General features: G+C 42.7%; 15 protein-coding genes and 1 riboswitch. Of the genes, 10 read left to right on the top strand and 5 right to left on the bottom strand.

Going from position 1 to position 16,543, the window contains the following annotated elements; genetic code table 11:
- Nucleotides 1-89: 89 nt before the first annotated feature.
- From SMI_RS09795 to nrdI, 5 genes are all read left to right on the top strand, one after another.
- A complete protein-coding gene (locus SMI_RS09795) occupies nt 90-704 on the top strand; it encodes a YesL family protein (protein WP_000532352.1) in 615 nt (204 codons plus the stop codon).
- Nucleotides 682-2,352, top strand: coding sequence for a histidine kinase (locus SMI_RS09790; RefSeq protein WP_000800611.1), 1,671 nt, complete (start codon nt 682-684; stop codon nt 2,350-2,352). Before SMI_RS09795 ends, SMI_RS09790 begins: the two co-directional genes overlap by 23 nt.
- An 11-nt stretch (nt 2,353-2,363) precedes the next feature.
- Entirely contained in the window at nt 2,364-3,650 is a 1,287-nt protein-coding gene (locus SMI_RS09785) for a response regulator transcription factor (RefSeq protein ID WP_000278886.1), read from the top strand.
- Between the two features lie 57 nt (nt 3,651-3,707).
- Nucleotides 3,708-4,241 carry an ABC transporter permease gene (locus SMI_RS09780; RefSeq protein ID WP_164925575.1) on the top strand — a complete coding sequence of 178 codons (534 nt, stop codon included), beginning with the start codon at nt 3,708-3,710 and terminating at the stop codon, nt 4,239-4,241.
- A 77-nt stretch (nt 4,242-4,318) separates the two neighbouring features.
- A complete protein-coding gene (nrdI, locus tag SMI_RS09775; RefSeq protein WP_000849614.1) occupies nt 4,319-4,783 on the top strand; it encodes a class Ib ribonucleoside-diphosphate reductase assembly flavoprotein NrdI in 465 nt (154 codons plus the stop codon).
- 47 nt (nt 4,784-4,830) lie between these two features.
- Here the strand turns inward: nrdI and SMI_RS09770 are convergent, their stop codons facing one another.
- On the bottom strand, nt 4,831-5,289 hold the full coding sequence (locus tag SMI_RS09770) for a DUF3021 domain-containing protein (RefSeq protein ID WP_000743981.1): 459 nt from the start codon (nt 5,287-5,289) through the stop codon (nt 4,831-4,833).
- Nucleotides 5,286-5,726, bottom strand: coding sequence for a LytTR family DNA-binding domain-containing protein (locus SMI_RS09765; protein ID WP_000861978.1), 441 nt, complete (start codon nt 5,724-5,726; stop codon nt 5,286-5,288). Before SMI_RS09765 ends, SMI_RS09770 begins: the two co-directional genes overlap by 4 nt.
- Nucleotides 5,727-5,931: 205 nt before the next feature.
- Here SMI_RS09765 and mutL point away from each other — a divergent pair, with 205 nt between their 5' ends.
- Genes mutL through SMI_RS09750 form a run of 3 tightly spaced genes read left to right on the top strand, consistent with a single transcriptional unit; the run spans nt 5,932 to nt 9,063 of the window.
- The gene (gene mutL / locus SMI_RS09760) at nt 5,932-7,881 is read left to right on the top strand and encodes a DNA mismatch repair endonuclease MutL (protein ID WP_000018198.1); all 1,950 of its coding nucleotides are present in this window, start codon (nt 5,932-5,934) and stop codon (nt 7,879-7,881) included.
- 15 nt (nt 7,882-7,896) lie between these two features.
- Nucleotides 7,897-8,490 (top strand): Holliday junction branch migration protein RuvA, encoded by a 594-nt coding sequence (gene ruvA, locus SMI_RS09755; protein ID WP_000273417.1) that lies wholly within the window; start codon nt 7,897-7,899, stop codon nt 8,488-8,490.
- A gap of 9 nt (nt 8,491-8,499) precedes the next feature.
- A complete protein-coding gene (locus SMI_RS09750) occupies nt 8,500-9,063 on the top strand; it encodes a DNA-3-methyladenine glycosylase I (protein WP_000166578.1) in 564 nt (187 codons plus the stop codon).
- A gap of 167 nt (nt 9,064-9,230) precedes the next feature.
- Here SMI_RS09750 and SMI_RS09745 read toward each other — a convergent pair whose 3' ends face one another.
- The 3 genes from SMI_RS09745 to SMI_RS09735 all read right to left on the bottom strand — a co-directional run bounded on the left by SMI_RS09745 (nt 9,231) and on the right by SMI_RS09735 (nt 12,188).
- Nucleotides 9,231-10,262, bottom strand: coding sequence for a S66 family peptidase (locus SMI_RS09745; protein WP_164925574.1), 1,032 nt, complete (start codon nt 10,260-10,262; stop codon nt 9,231-9,233).
- 292 nt (nt 10,263-10,554) lie between these two features.
- Nucleotides 10,555-11,232, bottom strand: coding sequence for a DUF1129 domain-containing protein (locus SMI_RS09740; protein WP_000078366.1), 678 nt, complete (start codon nt 11,230-11,232; stop codon nt 10,555-10,557).
- A gap of 11 nt (nt 11,233-11,243) precedes the next feature.
- On the bottom strand, nt 11,244-12,188 hold the full coding sequence (locus SMI_RS09735) for a magnesium transporter CorA family protein (RefSeq protein ID WP_000815623.1): 945 nt from the start codon (nt 12,186-12,188) through the stop codon (nt 11,244-11,246).
- Between the two features lie 131 nt (nt 12,189-12,319).
- Here SMI_RS09735 and uvrA point away from each other — a divergent pair, with 131 nt between their 5' ends.
- Nucleotides 12,320-15,151 carry an excinuclease ABC subunit UvrA gene (gene uvrA, locus SMI_RS09730; protein WP_001152883.1) on the top strand — a complete coding sequence of 944 codons (2,832 nt, stop codon included), beginning with the start codon at nt 12,320-12,322 and terminating at the stop codon, nt 15,149-15,151.
- Entirely contained in the window at nt 15,144-16,205 is a 1,062-nt protein-coding gene (locus SMI_RS09725) for a M24 family metallopeptidase (RefSeq protein ID WP_001042889.1), read from the top strand. Before uvrA ends, SMI_RS09725 begins: the two co-directional genes overlap by 8 nt.
- 57 nt (nt 16,206-16,262) lie before the next feature.
- Nucleotides 16,263-16,413: riboswitch (M-box (ykoK) riboswitch) on the top strand.
- Nucleotides 16,414-16,543: the final 130 nt, after the last annotated feature.

The raw sequence follows: 16,543 nt of genomic DNA, 5'->3' as shown, positions 1-16,543 counted from the left end.
GTTTGGTGGGATTGTAAATGGGCACTATAAGTTTTGAAAACGCTTGAAATATGATATAATAGTTTCATAGTTAATTTTAGGAGGATATCATGGGTAGGTTTTTAGACTTTGTCTTTAATCGTTTCTTTTTAGGGATGATTGCGACAGCCTTCTTTTGGCTATTAACCTTAGCAGGGGGAATTATCCTTGGTCTAGCGCCGGCTAGCGCCACCTTGATGAGCTTATATGCAGAACATGGTTATAGTTTTCGAGAATATAGTTTGAAGGAGGCTTGGTCTCTTTACAAGCAAAATTTTGTCTCAAGCAACCTGATTTTTTATAGCTTTCTAGGAGTGGATTTAGTTTTGGTCTACGGCTTGTATCTCTTGGTGCAATTGCCTCATCAGACTATTGTTCATTTGATTGCGACCTTTTTGAATGTTCTAGTAGTTGCCCTGCTGTTTTTGGCTTATACAGTGTCTTTGAAACTACAAGTTTATTTTGACTTGTCCTATCTAAATAGTCTCAAACTATCCTTGATTGGCATCTTTATGAGCTTAGTGGCTGTGGCCAAGGTTCTCCTTGGAACTGTGCTACTTGTGGCAATTGGTTACTATATGCCTGCCCTACTTTTCTTTGTAGGAATTGGGATGTGGCATTTCTTTATCAGTGATATGTTGGAACCGGTCTATGAAAGTATCCATGAAAAATTGGCGACAAAGTAGGATGAAGCAGTTTTGGCTACATACGCTTCTAAGAACCTATAGTTCAGTTATGATGATTATTATTGCAAGTTTTGCAATCTTACTCTCTTACGCTGACTGGGATTCACGGGAAAAGGAAGCTCAAAGAGTAGCCCAGCGTGTAACCACTCGAACAGTCGATGAGGTGGAGTATTATTATAGAGAATCAGCCCAACTGGCGCAAGATTTAGTAGCCAATCAAGACCGTATACAAGGGGTTTATAAGTACTTTAGCTTGTCAACTTCTGAGTATTTTTATTGGCTGTTGGAGCATCAAGCAACTTCGTCAACTTCTATTTCTCTGTATGAAAACATTGATGATCTTTATGTCCAAAATGACTCTATAACGGGTGTTGCAATCGTCTTGCAGGATTTTAAAGAAGTTTATGTTTCAACAAGGGATAAAAGAAGTGGTCATGTCTTGCCAGCTGAAGCCTTTAAACCTGAGGCCAATAGTTTTGGCATTCCAGTTCTGGACCCAGCAACGGATCAATCTATAGGAGTGATTTACATATCCTTGGATCCAGAAGTTTTATATCATGCAATTGACAATACCCGAGGTCATATCCCGATGGCTGTTACTGTGACATCACCATTTGATACGGAGATTTTTCATATTGGTGAGAGGGTCAATAGGGAACATGAGAACTGGTTTGTCGGTTTTACCTCTCATGGATATCAGGTTCAGGTGGCAGTTCCTAAAAACTTTGTTTTACAAGGAACAGTGGCTAGCTCTGCTTTGATTGTGGGTTTGAGCCTTCTCTTTATTGTCATTCTCTATCTGACGTTGAGGCAGACCTTTGCTAATTATCAAAAGCAGGTAGTGGATTTGGTGGATTCCATCCAAGCTATTGCCCAAGGACAAGAAGGTCTTCGCATTGATACGCTTGAAAAGGATCAGGAATTGCTCCTAATCGCGGAGACGACCAATGATATGTTGGATCGCTTGGAAAAGAATATCCATGATATTTATCAGCTAGAGCTCAGTCAAAAAGATGCCAACATGCGAGCCCTGCAGGCTCAAATTAATCCCCATTTTATGTACAATACTCTGGAGTTCTTGCGTATGTACGCAGTCATGCAGAGTCAAGATGAGTTGGCAGATATCATTTATGAGTTCAGTAGTCTCTTGCGTAACAATATTTCCGACGAAAGAGAAACTCTTCTCAAACAGGAATTAGAATTTTGCCGTAAATACAGCTATCTCTGCATGGTTCGCTATCCCAAGTCCATTGCCTATGGTTTCAAGATAGATCCAGAGTTAGAGAATATGAAGATTCCTAAGTTTACCTTGCAACCGCTAGTAGAAAATTATTTCGCTCATGGTGTTGACCACAGACGAACAGATAATGTGATTAGCATTAAAGCTCTTAAACAGGATGGTTTTGTGGAAATTTTGGTGGTCGATAATGGTAGAGGAATGTCGGTTGAAAAGCTGGCAAATCTCCGAGAAAAATTAAGTCAGAGACATTTTGAACACCAAGCGAATTACAGTGATCAAAAGCAGTCTATCGGGATTGTCAATGTACATGAGCGTTTTGTGCTCTATTTTGGGGACCGCTATGCCATTACTATAGAGTCTGCAGAGCAAGCGGGTGTTCAGTATCGTATTATAATTCAAGATGAGTAGAAAGGGAGAAAATGTATAAAGTATTATTAGTAGATGATGAGTACATGGTGACAGAAGGTCTGAAACGTTTGATTCCCTTTGATAAGTGGGATATGGAGGTCGTCGCAACAGCCAGTCATGCTGATGAAGCCATGGAATATGTTCAGAAAAATCCCGTCGATGTCATCATTTCAGATGTCAATATGCCCGACAAAACAGGGCTTGATATGATTCGGGAGATGAAAGAAATCTTACCAGATGCCGCCTATATCCTGCTCTCAGGTTATCAGGAGTTTGATTATGTAAAGAGAGCAATGAACCTTAGTGTGGTGGACTATTTGGTCAAGCCAGTAGATAAGGTAGAGTTGGGAAATCTGCTGGAAAAGATTGCAGGTCAGCTCGGCGAGAGAGGAAAGAAAAGTCAGACCCTCAGTCAAGATTTAGACGTGGCTGGATTTGTTAGTTATCTAGGAGGTAAGGAGAATTGGTGGATAGGCCTATCCAAGGAAAAACAAGGCTCTTTCACCATTCCCTACTATGTATTGGGTCAAGACTGGCAGATTTTTATTTCTGATAAACCCCTAGATGGTTTAGTCGTTACTCCCTTTGAAGCTCCTTATCAAGAACACTTTGAACGCTGGAAGCTGAATGCTGAGAAAGCCCTCTTTTACGGTTCTGTAAATCTAAAACAGTCTGAGAGTCTCTTTGCCTATTACGAACCGATTTATAGGGTTATCATTCAGGGAAATCTCAATCAAATCGTAGAAGAGTTAAATCTCTTGGAGAAGGTGGTTCTTGAAAATACGCCGCGTGTTCCGATTACCAAACAGCTTTTTATCCAGTTTGTCATGGATGTCTTTCATTTATTTGAACATCTCAAAGCTGATGATTTGACGGATATTGTCAAAACCATTCATGCTATTCAAACCTTCGATGAATTGGTTCCTTATATCAAGGAAACTTTGACCCGATTCTTTGGACAATATCGGATGAATGAAAATGTGGTTAGTGTGCTAGAAGTCATTGGTCGTGATTATCAGAAAGAACTTTCCCTCAAGGATATCAGTAAGGATCTCTTCATCAATCCTGTCTATCTGGGACAGTTGATTAAGCGAGAAACCAATTCGACCTTCGCAGAGCTTTTAAACAAACAACGCATTAAGGCTGCCCAGCAGCTCTTGCTTTCAACTAGTGACAGTATCGAAGATATTTGTTATGCTGTTGGTTACAGTAATGTTGGATATTTCTATAAAGTGTTCCGAAAATTGTGCGGAAAATCGCCAAAAGCCTACAGAAAACAGGTAGAAACTACACTATAATATTTGTATCCCTTTACAAAAAGTGCTATAATATCGATAATAATATCAGGAGGTTCTATTATGAAAAAACCAATTTATCTATGGGTCTTGCTAATCTTGTCTGCTCTTATTTCAGCTACGTCTCTGTTTGGAATGTTGAGTCCCTTACCTAGCAAAGAAGCCCTTCGTGCCGCTCAGAAACAAGTTGCAGGGGTCAGTGCTCAGCAATTAGAAGACCAGCTTAATTACACCTATAGAGTAGCAGAATCAACTCATTCTATTTTTAATATGGCCTTGATTGTGCTATCTGCTATTTTAGTGGTAGTAGCTATTGTCTTCCTTGTTCGTAAGAATTTGCAATATGCAAACTATACTTATGTCGGCTATGTTTTGTTAGCCATTATTGGTTCGATTTATAGCTATGTGACTTTACAAGACGCTGTGCAGTTAGTTCACGATGAGACCATGCGTTTAGGGATAAGTGTTATTTCACAAGCCGTTAGCATTTTCTATATCGTCATCAATATTCTCTTCCTAGCCCTTGTCTTTTACAAGATGTGGCGTCAGCAAAAAGCTTTGGCGGAAGAAGAGGAAACAGAAGAACTTGCCTAAGTATTGACAAAAAATAACTATCAAGTTACAATTTTGGTAGTTATTTTTCGATTATAGATAAAATCATGGAGGTAAATATGAAGACAATTTCTTTAGTTTATATTAGTCTGAGTGGCAATACTGAAAGTTTTGTGACACGCTTGAAAGACTATCTCTTGTCCCAGTACGAGGGGATTGAGGTTCAAAAGATTCATATTAAGGATTTGGTCAAAGAAGGCCAAGATTTCTATGAAATGGAGCATCCCTATGTTGCTTTTTTGCCGACTTACCTAGAAGGTGGGAATGGCGTGGATAACGGAGATGTTGAGATATTGACAACGCCAGTGGGAGATTTTATCGCCTATGGTGATAATGCTAGTAAGTGTTTTGGAGTGGTTGGTTCAGGAAATCGTAACTTTAATAACCAATACTGCCTGACAGCCAAGCAATACAGTCAACGTTTTGGTTTCCCTGTATTAGCTGACTTTGAAATGCGAGGCATGCTGGAAGATATCAAACGTGTCGCAGGGATTATCGCAGATTTGTATGAGTTGGAAAGTTGAGCTTAGGCTTGACTTTTTTATTATTCCAAGTGATTTTATCAGTACTCTTACTTCCTATAATCCAAGATTTGATTGATATGGTCTACTTTTTTTGATGCTCTTTTATAGGAAATAGTCCAAATGATGAGGTAGACAATCGCAAACTCGATAATGAGCTGGAGGTAGAAATTCCAGTGGAAGGGGAACCAACCTGCTAGGGTTGCTAATGGGATAAATCCTACTAGCATAAGGAAGAAATGGGTCAGAGTTGCACGGAGCAAGCTCCAGTCACGGCTGAATAATCGCTTGCCAAAGTTGAAGAGAATACCGATAGCTGCCCAAATAAGTGTGCAGTAGAGCAAGATCAGGGCACCGTGAACCTGATGTTGAGCCATCACTTGGCCGATGAGAGACTCGGAACTTAGTGGGGCGTAGGTGTTTGGGGCATAAATGAGTGAAAAGATGATAGAGAGGATGAGGCCGATGAGGACACCAGTAGCTGCGTCGTGGAAGATTTGTTTTTTCATAGTTCTAATTTCTCCTTGATGGTTTTTAGGTAACGGCGTGAAGAGTCGGTGAAGCTTTCGTTTTTCAAGAAAATTTCTACTAGGCCGTTGGGGGTGAGCTTGAGATGAGAGATGGAATCGATATTGATGATTTCTGATTGGGAAATTTGGATAAAATTGCTTGGCAAGAGTTCAAGTACCTGATAGAGTCGCAAATCAATGCTGTAGGTCTGACTCGCGGTTTCTGCTAGAACCTTCCGATTCTCGATATAGAAGCGTTGTATCTTACCAATCTCAACGAGATAGACCTGATTCTCGATTTTCCCTTTGATTTTTTCTGTTCGGTCCAGATTTTCTGCGAACTCGATGACTTTTTGGACTTTTTCGGTTTCTTGAGGTGCTTGGACAATCAGTTTTTCCTCCTTGTAAGTCTCACTGATCTGTAGTTCTACTTTCATAAATTTCTCTCCTTGTTTTTCATACAAAATTGTGATCACTTCTTGTACACCTTTATTAAACACTATTTTTCAGCCCCTTGCAAGGGACTTTGTCTATGTGGAGGGATTTGGTTCCTATGTGGTGGAGCTTTTCTGTCCTATCTGAAATATGGTATAATAGCACTAATCAATTGCTAGGAAAATAGATACGGAAAGGGGCTGAAAGATGTCTCATATTATTGAATTGCCAGAGGTGCTGGCAAACCAGATTGCAGCTGGAGAGGTTATCGAGCGTCCAGCTAGCGTTGTTAAGGAGCTGGTAGAAAACGCCATTGACGCGGGCTCTAGTCAGATTATCATTGAGATCGAGGAAGCTGGTCTCAAGAAGATTCAAATCACGGATAATGGTCATGGAATTGCTCACGATGAGGTGGAATTGGCCTTGCGTCGTCATGCGACCAGTAAGATAAAAAATCAAGCAGATCTCTTTCGGATTCGGACGCTTGGTTTTCGTGGTGAAGCCCTGCCCTCTATCGCGTCTGTCAGTGTACTGACTCTGTTGACGGCGGTGGATGGTGCGAGTCATGGGACTAAGCTCGTCGCACGTGGGGGAGAAGTAGAAGAAGTCATCCCAGCGACTAGTCCTGTGGGGACCAAGGTTTGTGTGGAGGACCTATTTTTCAATACGCCTGCCCGTCTCAAGTATATGAAGAGCCAGCAAGCGGAGCTGTCTCATATCATTGATATTGTCAACCGTCTGGGTTTGGCCCATCCTGAGATTTCTTTCAGCTTGATTAGTGATGGCAAGGAAATGACGCGGACAGCTGGGACTGGTCAACTGCGTCAAGCTATTGCAGGGATTTACGGTTTGGCGAGTGCCAAGAAGATGATTGAAATTGAGAATTCTGATCTAGATTTCGAAATTACAGGTTTTGTGTCCTTGCCTGAGTTGACTCGAGCTAATCGCAACTATATCAGCCTCTTCATCAATGGTCGTTATATCAAGAATTTCCTACTCAATCGTGCTATTCTTGACGGCTATGGCAGTAAGCTCATGGTAGGCCGTTTTCCACTGGCTGTCATTCATATCCATATTGACCCCTATCTAGCGGATGTCAATGTGCATCCGACTAAGCAAGAGGTGCGGATTTCCAAGGAAAAAGAACTGATGACCCTGGTTTCAGAAGCTATTGCAAACAGTCTCAAGGAGCAGACCTTGATACCTGATGCCTTGGAAAATCTTGCCAAATCGACCGTGCGTAATCGTGAGAAGGTGGAGCAAACTATTCTCCCACTCAAAGAAAATACGCTTTACTATGAGCAAACAGAGGCAAATAGATCTAGTCAAGCTGAGGTGGCTGATTATCAGGTAGAATTGACTGATGAAGGGCAGGATTTAACCCTGTTTGCCAAAGAAACCTTGGACCAATTGACCAAGCCAGCAAAACTGCGTTTTGCAGAGAGAAAACCTGCTAACTATGACCAATTAGACCATCCTGAGTTGGACCTAGCTAGTCTGGATAAGGCCTATGACAAACTGGAGCGAGAAGAATCATCAAGCTTCCCAGAGTTGGAATTTTTCGGGCAAATGCATGGAACCTATCTCTTTGCCCAGGGGAGAGATGGGCTTTACATCATAGATCAACACGCAGCTCAGGAACGGGTCAAATACGAGGAGTACCGTGAGAGCATTGGCAATGTTGACCAGAGCCAGCAGCAACTGCTAGTGCCCTACATCTTTGAATTTCCTGCGGATGATGCCCTGCGTATCAAGGAAAGAATGGCACTTTTGGAGGAAGTGGGTGTCTTTCTAGCAGAGTACGGGGAAAATCAATTCATCTTACGTGAACATCCTATTTGGATGGCAGAGGAGGAGATTGAGTCAGGTATCTATGAGATGTGCGACATGCTCCTTTTGACCAAGGAAGTTTCTATCAAGAAATACCGAGCAGAGTTGGCTATTATGATGTCCTGCAAGCGGTCTATCAAGGCCAATCATCGTATTGACGACCATTCAGCTAGACAACTCCTCTATCAGCTTTCTCAATGTGACAATCCCTATAACTGTCCTCACGGACGTCCTGTTTTGGTGCATTTCACCAAGTCGGATATGGAAAAGATGTTCCGACGTATTCAGGAAAATCACACCAGTCTCCGTGAGTTGGGGAAATATTAAACTAAAAGGAAAACTATGTACGAATATTTAAAAGGAATCATTACCAAAATCACTGCCAAATACATTGTTCTTGAAACCAACGGTATCGGTTATATCCTGCATGTGGCCAATCCCTATGCTTACTCAGGTCAGGTCAATCAAGAAGCTCAGATTTATGTGCATCAAGTCGTGCGTGAGGACGCTCATCTGCTTTATGGATTTCGCTCAGAAGACGAGAAAAAGCTCTTTCTCAGTCTGATTTCGGTCTCTGGGATTGGTCCTGTATCAGCTCTTGCTATTATCGCTGCCGATGACAATGCTGGCTTGGTTCAAGCCATTGAAACCAAGAACATCACCTACTTGACCAAATTCCCTAAAATTGGAAAGAAAACAGCCCAGCAGATGGTGCTGGACTTGGAAGGCAAGGTAGTAGTTGCAGGAGATGACCTTCCTGCCAAGGTGGCAGTGCAAGCCAGCGCTGAAAACCAAGAACTGGAAGAAGCTATGGAGGCCATGCTGGCTCTGGGCTACAAGGCAACAGAACTCAAGAAAATCAAGAAATTCTTTGAAGGAACGACAGATACAGCTGAGAACTATATCAAGTCGGCCCTTAAAATGTTGGTCAAATAGGAGCAGAGCATGACAAAACGTTGTTCGTGGGTCAAGATGACCAATCCGCTCTACATCGCCTATCATGATGAGGAGTGGGGCCAACCTCTCCATGATGACCAAGCATTGTTTGAGTTGTTGTGTATGGAAACCTATCAGGCAGGCCTGTCTTGGGAAACGGTACTAAACAAACGCCAGGCTTTCCGAGAAGCCTTTCATGACTATCAAATTCAAGCAGTCGCAGAGATGACCGACACCGAATTGGAAGCCTTGCTGGATAATCCAGCCATTATCCGAAATCGAGCGAAAATTTTTGCTACACGCGCTAACGCCCAAGCCTTTCTACGACTACAGGAAGACTCTGGCTCTTTTGATGCCTATCTTTGGTCTTTTGTTGAGGGGAAAACGATCGTTAACGATGTTCCCGATTACCGCCAAGCCCCAGCTAAAACCGCTTTGTCTGAGAAATTATCCAAAGATCTCAAAAAACGAGGCTTTAAGTTCACTGGGCCAGTTGCTGTATTGTCTTTTCTACAGGCTGCAGGTCTGGTTGATGACCACGAGAATGATTGTGAGTGGAAAAGCAGGAATTAGTGAGTATAGGTAATTAGAATATCTGATACTCAATGAAAATCAAAGAGCAAACTAGGAAACTAGCCACAGGCTGTACTTGAGTACGGCAAGGCGACGTTGACGTGGTTTGAATTTGATTTTCGAAGAGTATGAGAATATAGAAAAAAGCTGAGAAACTTTTCCCAGCTTTATTTGTTATAGTCAAAGCGAATGACTTGTTCCTGTGCATCTACATAGGCGTGGACTCCGAAGGGAACAATGGCTCTTGGAGTTGCGTGGCCGACATTTAGATTATAGATAATCGGGATATTGCTGTCAATAATATCCAATAGTGCCTCTTTATAGTCGTCATAGAAAGTTTCATCCATAGGTTTTCCGACCAGGAGTCCACTGATGGCCTCAAATATGCCAGTGTCCTTTAAAGTCCGCAACATCTTTTTGAAGTCTTCTGGTTCAGGCTTTTCTTCGCTTGTTTCTAGCAAGAGGATTTTTCCTTCCCAGTCTGATAAGTCAGGGAAAAGTTTGTATTGTTGGCAGAGCTCCGTGCTATCTGCGTATCGAGAATTGTCAAAGATATCATAGAGGGATTCGAGGCAACCACCGAGGATTTTTCCCTCGAATTGGGCATTTCCTTGCAACAACTCAAAATCGGTATTTGCATGACTGACACGAGGTGTTCCCAGAGCCTTGGGACTGAAGTCAGTTCGTTCCTCATACCAGACGTCACTAGGGCGGATTTCTGAGATTCTTCCCGTCTCAATCAATTCTTTAAAGTAGTGAAGGCTATATGGCAACATTTCTTTGTCTAACTCACAAATGTCTGCTAAGAAGGATTGACCATAAAAAGTCTTGATTCCTAGTGTATGCAACATGAGATGGTTCATGGTTGTATCTGAGAAGCCAAGAAAAATCTTTTGTTTGATAACTTTCTGTAGTTGATCATTTTCAAAAAGATAAGGTAGTAAGCGATAGATATCGTCTCCACCGATGGCGCATAGGATTATGTCGATGCTATCATCAGAAAAGGCATGAATCAAATCCTCTGCACGAGCTTCAGGATGGTCCTTGATAAAGTCTAATCCTTTTAACGAATGGGGCAAAAAGATAGGATTGACTCCCAGGTCCTTGAGACGTTGGACACCCAAATCCACTTCGTGTTTGACAAAGTCCTCTCCGATAATGCCACTAGATAAACTAACAATACCAATAGTAGAAATTATATCTCATCCTCCTAGAAATAGATTGATACTCTTCGAAAATCTCTTCAAACCACGTCAGCTTTGCCTTGCCGTGTATATGTTACTGACTTCGTCAGTTCTATCTACAACCTCAAAGCAGTGCTTTGAGCAACCTGCGGCTAGCTTCCTAGTTTGCTCTTTGATTTTCATTGAGTATGAGCCTATTTTATCACAAAAGATTAGATAGGGCTATGTGGGATGTCAGAAGAATACTTTAAAATCAAAAAAGTAAGTGAAAAAGCAACCGCGCCTGCAGTTGCTTTTATGATTCTTCTTAATAACGTGTTGGTCCTGCACTTGCGCTGCGGATGTTCAAGCGTTTCTTGAGATAGAAGCGAAGGGCTAGGAGGGCTGCTCCGATAATAGCTAGTGGCAATGGAGCAAGTACTGGGTTAAGGCTAGCTGGTAGGAAGCTTGTTGCAAAGAAGACAAGCAACCAAAGGAACATAGAAGCTAGGATAACTAGTACAGATTTCCAGAAAGGTGGACGTTGACTGCGGTCCATATCTGGTCCATAGTATTGGTAAACAAAGTAGTACATCAAGTAGAAGGCAAATCCCCCAACCAGTCCAACTAATAGAAGAGTAATCAATCCATAGCCGAAAGCTTGATCTGCCGCAAAGAAAGTTGTGATGGCGCTGACAAGGGCAAAGAGGCTAGTGATGAAAAGAGCTGAGTCCATAATCATGAGTTTTGGATCATCATTTTCTTTTGGATGCTCTTTTTCATATTGTTCCTTGACAGTGAAACTATGAGCCCAATGGGTCGGTGCGCCATAAAGGGAACGAGCAGTCGTACCCTTGGCTTGCTCCTCAAGGATTTGGGGAATAACTTCCTCAAAAATAGCCTTGATTTCAGCATCTGTTTTTCCATCTTTGATGAATTGTTGGGTAGCAATGTGGACAAACTCTTGGTTTTTCTTAGTTAATTTTTGTAGATTAATCTGAGACATAGGAACTCCTCTTAGAACCATTTTTTATGGATGAGATAGAGAGTGAGCGAGACACTCATAGCAAAGGCGATAAAGACTATTAACCAGAAGGCATTTGGCTCGCCATTTAGGGGGATTTCATTATCCTTAAAGTTCATCCCGTAGGCAGAGAAGACCATGGTTGGGATGGACATGACGATGGTCACAAGGGCCAAGGTTTTCATGATGTTGTTCTGATTGTTGGAAATGATAGAGGCAAAGGTCTCCGTCATAGAGTGCAAGACGTTTCCATAAATATCTGCCATCTCGATGGCCTGTTGGGTTTCAATCAAGGTATCTTCAAGCAGGTCTTCGTCCTCAAGGTACTTCTTGATATTGCTGGTTGAGCTGGTCAATTTCTTAATCACACGCTCATTTGTTTTGAGGGAAGCCTTGAAATAGACGATGGTTTTTTCCAATTCCATGAGTTCAATCAATTCTTCATTACGAGTTGATTGATGCAGTTGACTTTCGATTTGTTCACTCTTACGGTCAATCGAACGCAGGGCTGTTAGGTAAAGCTCTGCATTGCGATAAAGAATCTGGAAGATAAAACGTGAGCGCATGAATGTATAGAAATTACGCAAACGACGGTTGATAAAGACATCGAGGACCGGTAATGGTTCCAAACAAGTAGTGATAATTGTTTCCTCTGTGATGATAATACCAAGCGGGATGGTTACGTAGTAGGTGCGGTTATTTCTTTCTTCTGTGACCGGCACGTCAACGATAATCAGGGTGTACTCGTCTTCAATCGTAATACGAGACATTTCTTCCGCATCGAGTGGTGCTCGAAGGTCGGCGATATCAATGTCGAAGGCATTGGCGATTTCGAGTGATTCATTTTGAGTCGGATTAACGAGATTGATCCAAGTACCCGGTTCAAGCGTATCGATCTCTTTAAATTCAGTTGTTGTAGAGAGAAAAACTTGTTTCATATCCCTTATCCTTTCTCATTTTTCAGATTTTTTCACACCGTACTATTATACTATAAATTCAGCCTTTTGGGTAATAGAATCTCACTTTTTTTGGTATAATGGTAAGCAATAATGGACTAGAAAGAACAAAGATGCAAGATAAAATTGTCATTCATGGGGCGCGTGCCCATAATTTAAAAAATATTGATGTGGAGATTCCACGAGACAAGTTGGTTGTTGTAACCGGCTTGTCAGGTTCAGGGAAATCCAGTCTGGCCTTTGACACCCTCTATGCTGAGGGACAACGTCGCTATGTAGAGAGTTTGTCAGCCTATGCTCGTCAATTCTTGGGGAATATGGAGAAGCCAGATGTAGATGCCATTGATGGCCTCAGTCCAGCTATTTCTATCGACCAGAAAACGACTAGCAAAAACCCTCGCTCGACGGTTGGAACAACGACTGAAATCAATGACTATCTGCGTCTCCTCTACGCGCGTGTGGGGACGCCTTACTGTATCAACGGGCACGGGGCTATCAAGGCTTCTTCTGTAGAGCAAATCGTGGATAAGGTCTTGGAATTGCCAGAACGCCAGCGCCTGCAAATCTTGGCCCCTGTCATCCGCAAGAAAAAAGGCCAACATAAGAGTGTTGTCGAGAAGGTTCAGAAAGATGGGTATGTCCGTGTCCGTGTGGATGGGGAAGTATATGATGTGACCGAAGTGCCAGAGTTGTCTAAGAGCAAGCAACACAATATTGATGTCGTGGTTGACCGTATTGTTATCAAGGAGGGTATCCGTAGTCGTCTCTTTGATTCTATTGAGGCTGCCCTTCGTATTGCAGAAGGTTATGTCATTATCGACACTATGGACAATTCTGAGTTACTCTTTTCTGAGCATTATGCCTGTCCAGTTTGTGGCTTTACTGTTCCAGAGTTAGAGCCACGTCTCTTCTCATTCAATGCTCCTTTTGGTTCTTGTAGTGAGTGTGACGGTTTGGGCATCAAGTTGGAGGTGGATACTGATTTGGTAGTGCCAGACGCCAGCAAGACCTTACGTGAGGGAGCGCTAGCACCTTGGAATCCTATCTCATCCAACTACTATCCAAACATGCTAGAGCAGGCTATGACAGCTTTTGGAGTGGATATGGATAAGCCTTTTGAGGACTTGTCAGAAGAAGATAAGAACTTGATTCTCTATGGATCAGATGGTAAGGAATTCCATTTCCACTATGAGAATGAATTTGGTGGCGTGCGCGATATCGATATTCCTTTTGAGGGAGTTGTCACTAATATCAAGCGTCGCTATCATGAAACTAATAGTGATTACACACGCACTCAAATGCGCCTCTATATGAATGAATTGACCTGCGGAACTTGTCACGGATATCGTCTCAATGACCAGGCCTTGTCTGTCCGTGTGGGTGGAGAGCAAGGGCCACATATCGGAGAAATTTCAGACCTGTCTATCGCAGACCACTTGGAATTAGTCAGTCAGTTGACTCTTTCTGAAAATGAAGCCATCATCGCTCGTCCCATTCTCAAGGAAATCAAGGATCGTTTGACCTTCCTTAATAACGTGGGTCTTAACTATCTGACTCTGTCTCGTTCAGCAGGAACCCTTTCAGGTGGGGAAAGTCAGCGTATTCGCTTGGCAACCCAGATTGGTTCTAACCTATCAGGTGTCCTTTATATACTAGACGAGCCGTCAATCGGTCTCCACCAGAGGGACAATGATCGTTTGATTGCCAGTCTCAAAAAGATGCGTGATTTGGGTAATACTCTCATAGTAGTGGAACATGATGAAGATACCATGCGTGAGGCGGATTATCTGATTGACGTTGGTCCCGGTGCCGGTGTTTTTGGTGGGGAAATTGTTGCGGCAGGTACGCCTAAACAGGTAGCTCGTAACAGTAAGTCTATCACAGGTCAGTACTTGTCAGGGAAACGTGCCATTCCAGTACCAACAGAGCGCCGTGTTGGTAATGGTCGTTTTATCGAAGTGATAGGTGCGCGTGAGAATAACTTGCAAAATATTACTGCTCGATTCCCACTAGGAAAATTCATCGCAGTGACAGGAGTATCTGGTTCAGGGAAATCGACCCTAATCAACGGTATCCTCAAAAAAGCTATTGCCCAGAAGCTCAACCGTAATTCAGACAAGCCTGGTAAATTCAAGACCATCACAGGGATTGAGCATGTAGACCGCTTGATTGACATTGACCAAAGTCCTATCGGACGAACGCCGAGGTCCAACCCTGCTACCTATACAGGAGTTTTTGACGATATACGTGACCTTTTTGCTCAGACTAATGAAGCCAAGATTCGAGGCTACAAGAAGGGTCGTTTCAGTTTCAATGTCAAGGGTGGTCGTTGTGAAGCCTGCTCAGGTGACGGGATTATCAAGATTGAGATGCACTTCTTGCCAGATGTTTATGTGGCTTGTGAAGTCTGCCATGGAACCCGCTACAACAGTGAGACTCTAGAAGTTCATTACAAGGAAAAAAATATCTCGCAGATCTTGGATATGACCGTCAACGATGCGGTAGAATTCTTCCAACACATTCCAAAGATTCAACGCAAACTCCAGACTATCAAGGATGTAGGGCTAGGATATGTGACCTTGGGACAGCCAGCTACCACCCTTTCTGGGGGAGAAGCCCAACGTATGAAACTAGCTAGCGAACTCCACAAACGCTCAACAGGAAAATCTTTCTACATTCTGGATGAGCCGACGACAGGGCTTCATACTGAGGATATTGCTCGCTTGCTCAAGGTTTTAGCTCGCTTTGTTGACGATGGCAATACAGTTCTTGTCATTGAGCACAATCTGGATGTCATTAAGACGGCAGACCATATTATCGATTTGGGACCTGAGGGCGGTGTCGGTGGTGGAACCATCATCGCAACAGGAACTCCAGAAGAAGTAGCGGCCAACGAAGCCAGCTACACAGGACATTATTTGAAAGGAAAGTTACATCATGAATAAACGCGTACAAGCATTTCTAGATAAAATGCAAGAAAAAGAACTAGATGGCATCATCATCAATAACCTTAAAAACGTCTATTATTTGACTGGTTTTTGGGGCTCAAACGGAACAGTCTTTATCAGCCGTGATCGTCAGGTCTTGGTGACAGACTCTCGCTATATCATTGCAGCCAAGCAAGAAACCAGTGGCTTTGAGATTGTGGCTGACCGTGATGAATTGGCTGTCATTGCAGGCATTGTTAAGGACATGGGCTTGTCTAGAATCGGTTTTGAGGATGAGATTTCAGTATCTTATTATCATCGTATGCAGGCAGCTTTTGCAGGTTTGGACTTGCTTCCACAAACTCAGTTTGTTGAAGGTCTTCGAATGATTAAGGATGAGGCAGAGATTGCAGCGATTCGCAAGGCTTGTTCTATCTCAGACCAAGCTTTTCGCGATGCGCTTGACTTTATCAAACCAGGAAAGACTGAAATTGAGATTGCCAACTTCCTTGACTTCCGCATGCGTGAGTTGGGAGCATCTGGCTTGTCTTTTGACACAATTCTAGCTAGCGGTATCAACTCTTCCAAACCCCATGCCCATCCTATGCACAAACCAGTGGAGCTAGGAGAAGCTATTACCATGGATTTCGGCTGCCTCTATGACCACTATGTCAGTGATATGACACGGACTATCTATCTAGGACATGTTAGCGACGAGCAGGCAGAGATTTACAATACGGTTCTCAAAGCCAATCAAGCCTTGATTGACCAGGCTAAGGCTGGCTTAGGTTTCCGTGACTTTGACAAAATCCCTCGTGATATTATCATCGAGGCAGGCTATGGCGACTACTTTACCCACGGTATTGGACACGGTATTGGACTGGATATCCATGAGGAACCATACTTTAGCCAGACTTCTACAGAAACTATTAAGGCAGGTATGGCATTGACAGATGAGCCAGGTATCTATATCGAAGGCAAATATGGCGTTCGTATCGAGGATGATATCCTGATTACAGAGACAGGTTGTGAATTATTGACCCTTGCTCCAAAAGAGTTGATAGTTATTTAAGAGTTAAACAACTCAAATGATTGACTTTTAAATTTTAAAGGTTTATACTGAAAGACGAAAACGGTAGGTGAGGCTACCATAGGGATACGGATGACTACCGCAAAGCAGTGGAGACACTACTCGTTGGTCAACAGTCCTGGTCGCGAAGGCCAAGACTAAGCTCATTACATTGCCCTATGGAGTTAAAGCTTGAACGAAAAACAGATAATTAGTTTTTTAATCCTGCCATTTTATGGTGGGATTTTCTACTGTTTAAATCAAAGAAAGGAGATAAACGATGCAAATTGACGATCATCCGGAACCGCACATACACAGCCAATCGCTGATTTGTGTCGTTC

This window comes from Streptococcus mitis B6, assembly GCF_000027165.1.
Classification (GTDB): Bacteria; Bacillota; Bacilli; order Lactobacillales; family Streptococcaceae; genus Streptococcus; species Streptococcus mitis_AR.
Note: the sequence above shows the minus strand (reverse complement) of the source record. Positions and strands in the feature narration are given on the sequence as shown.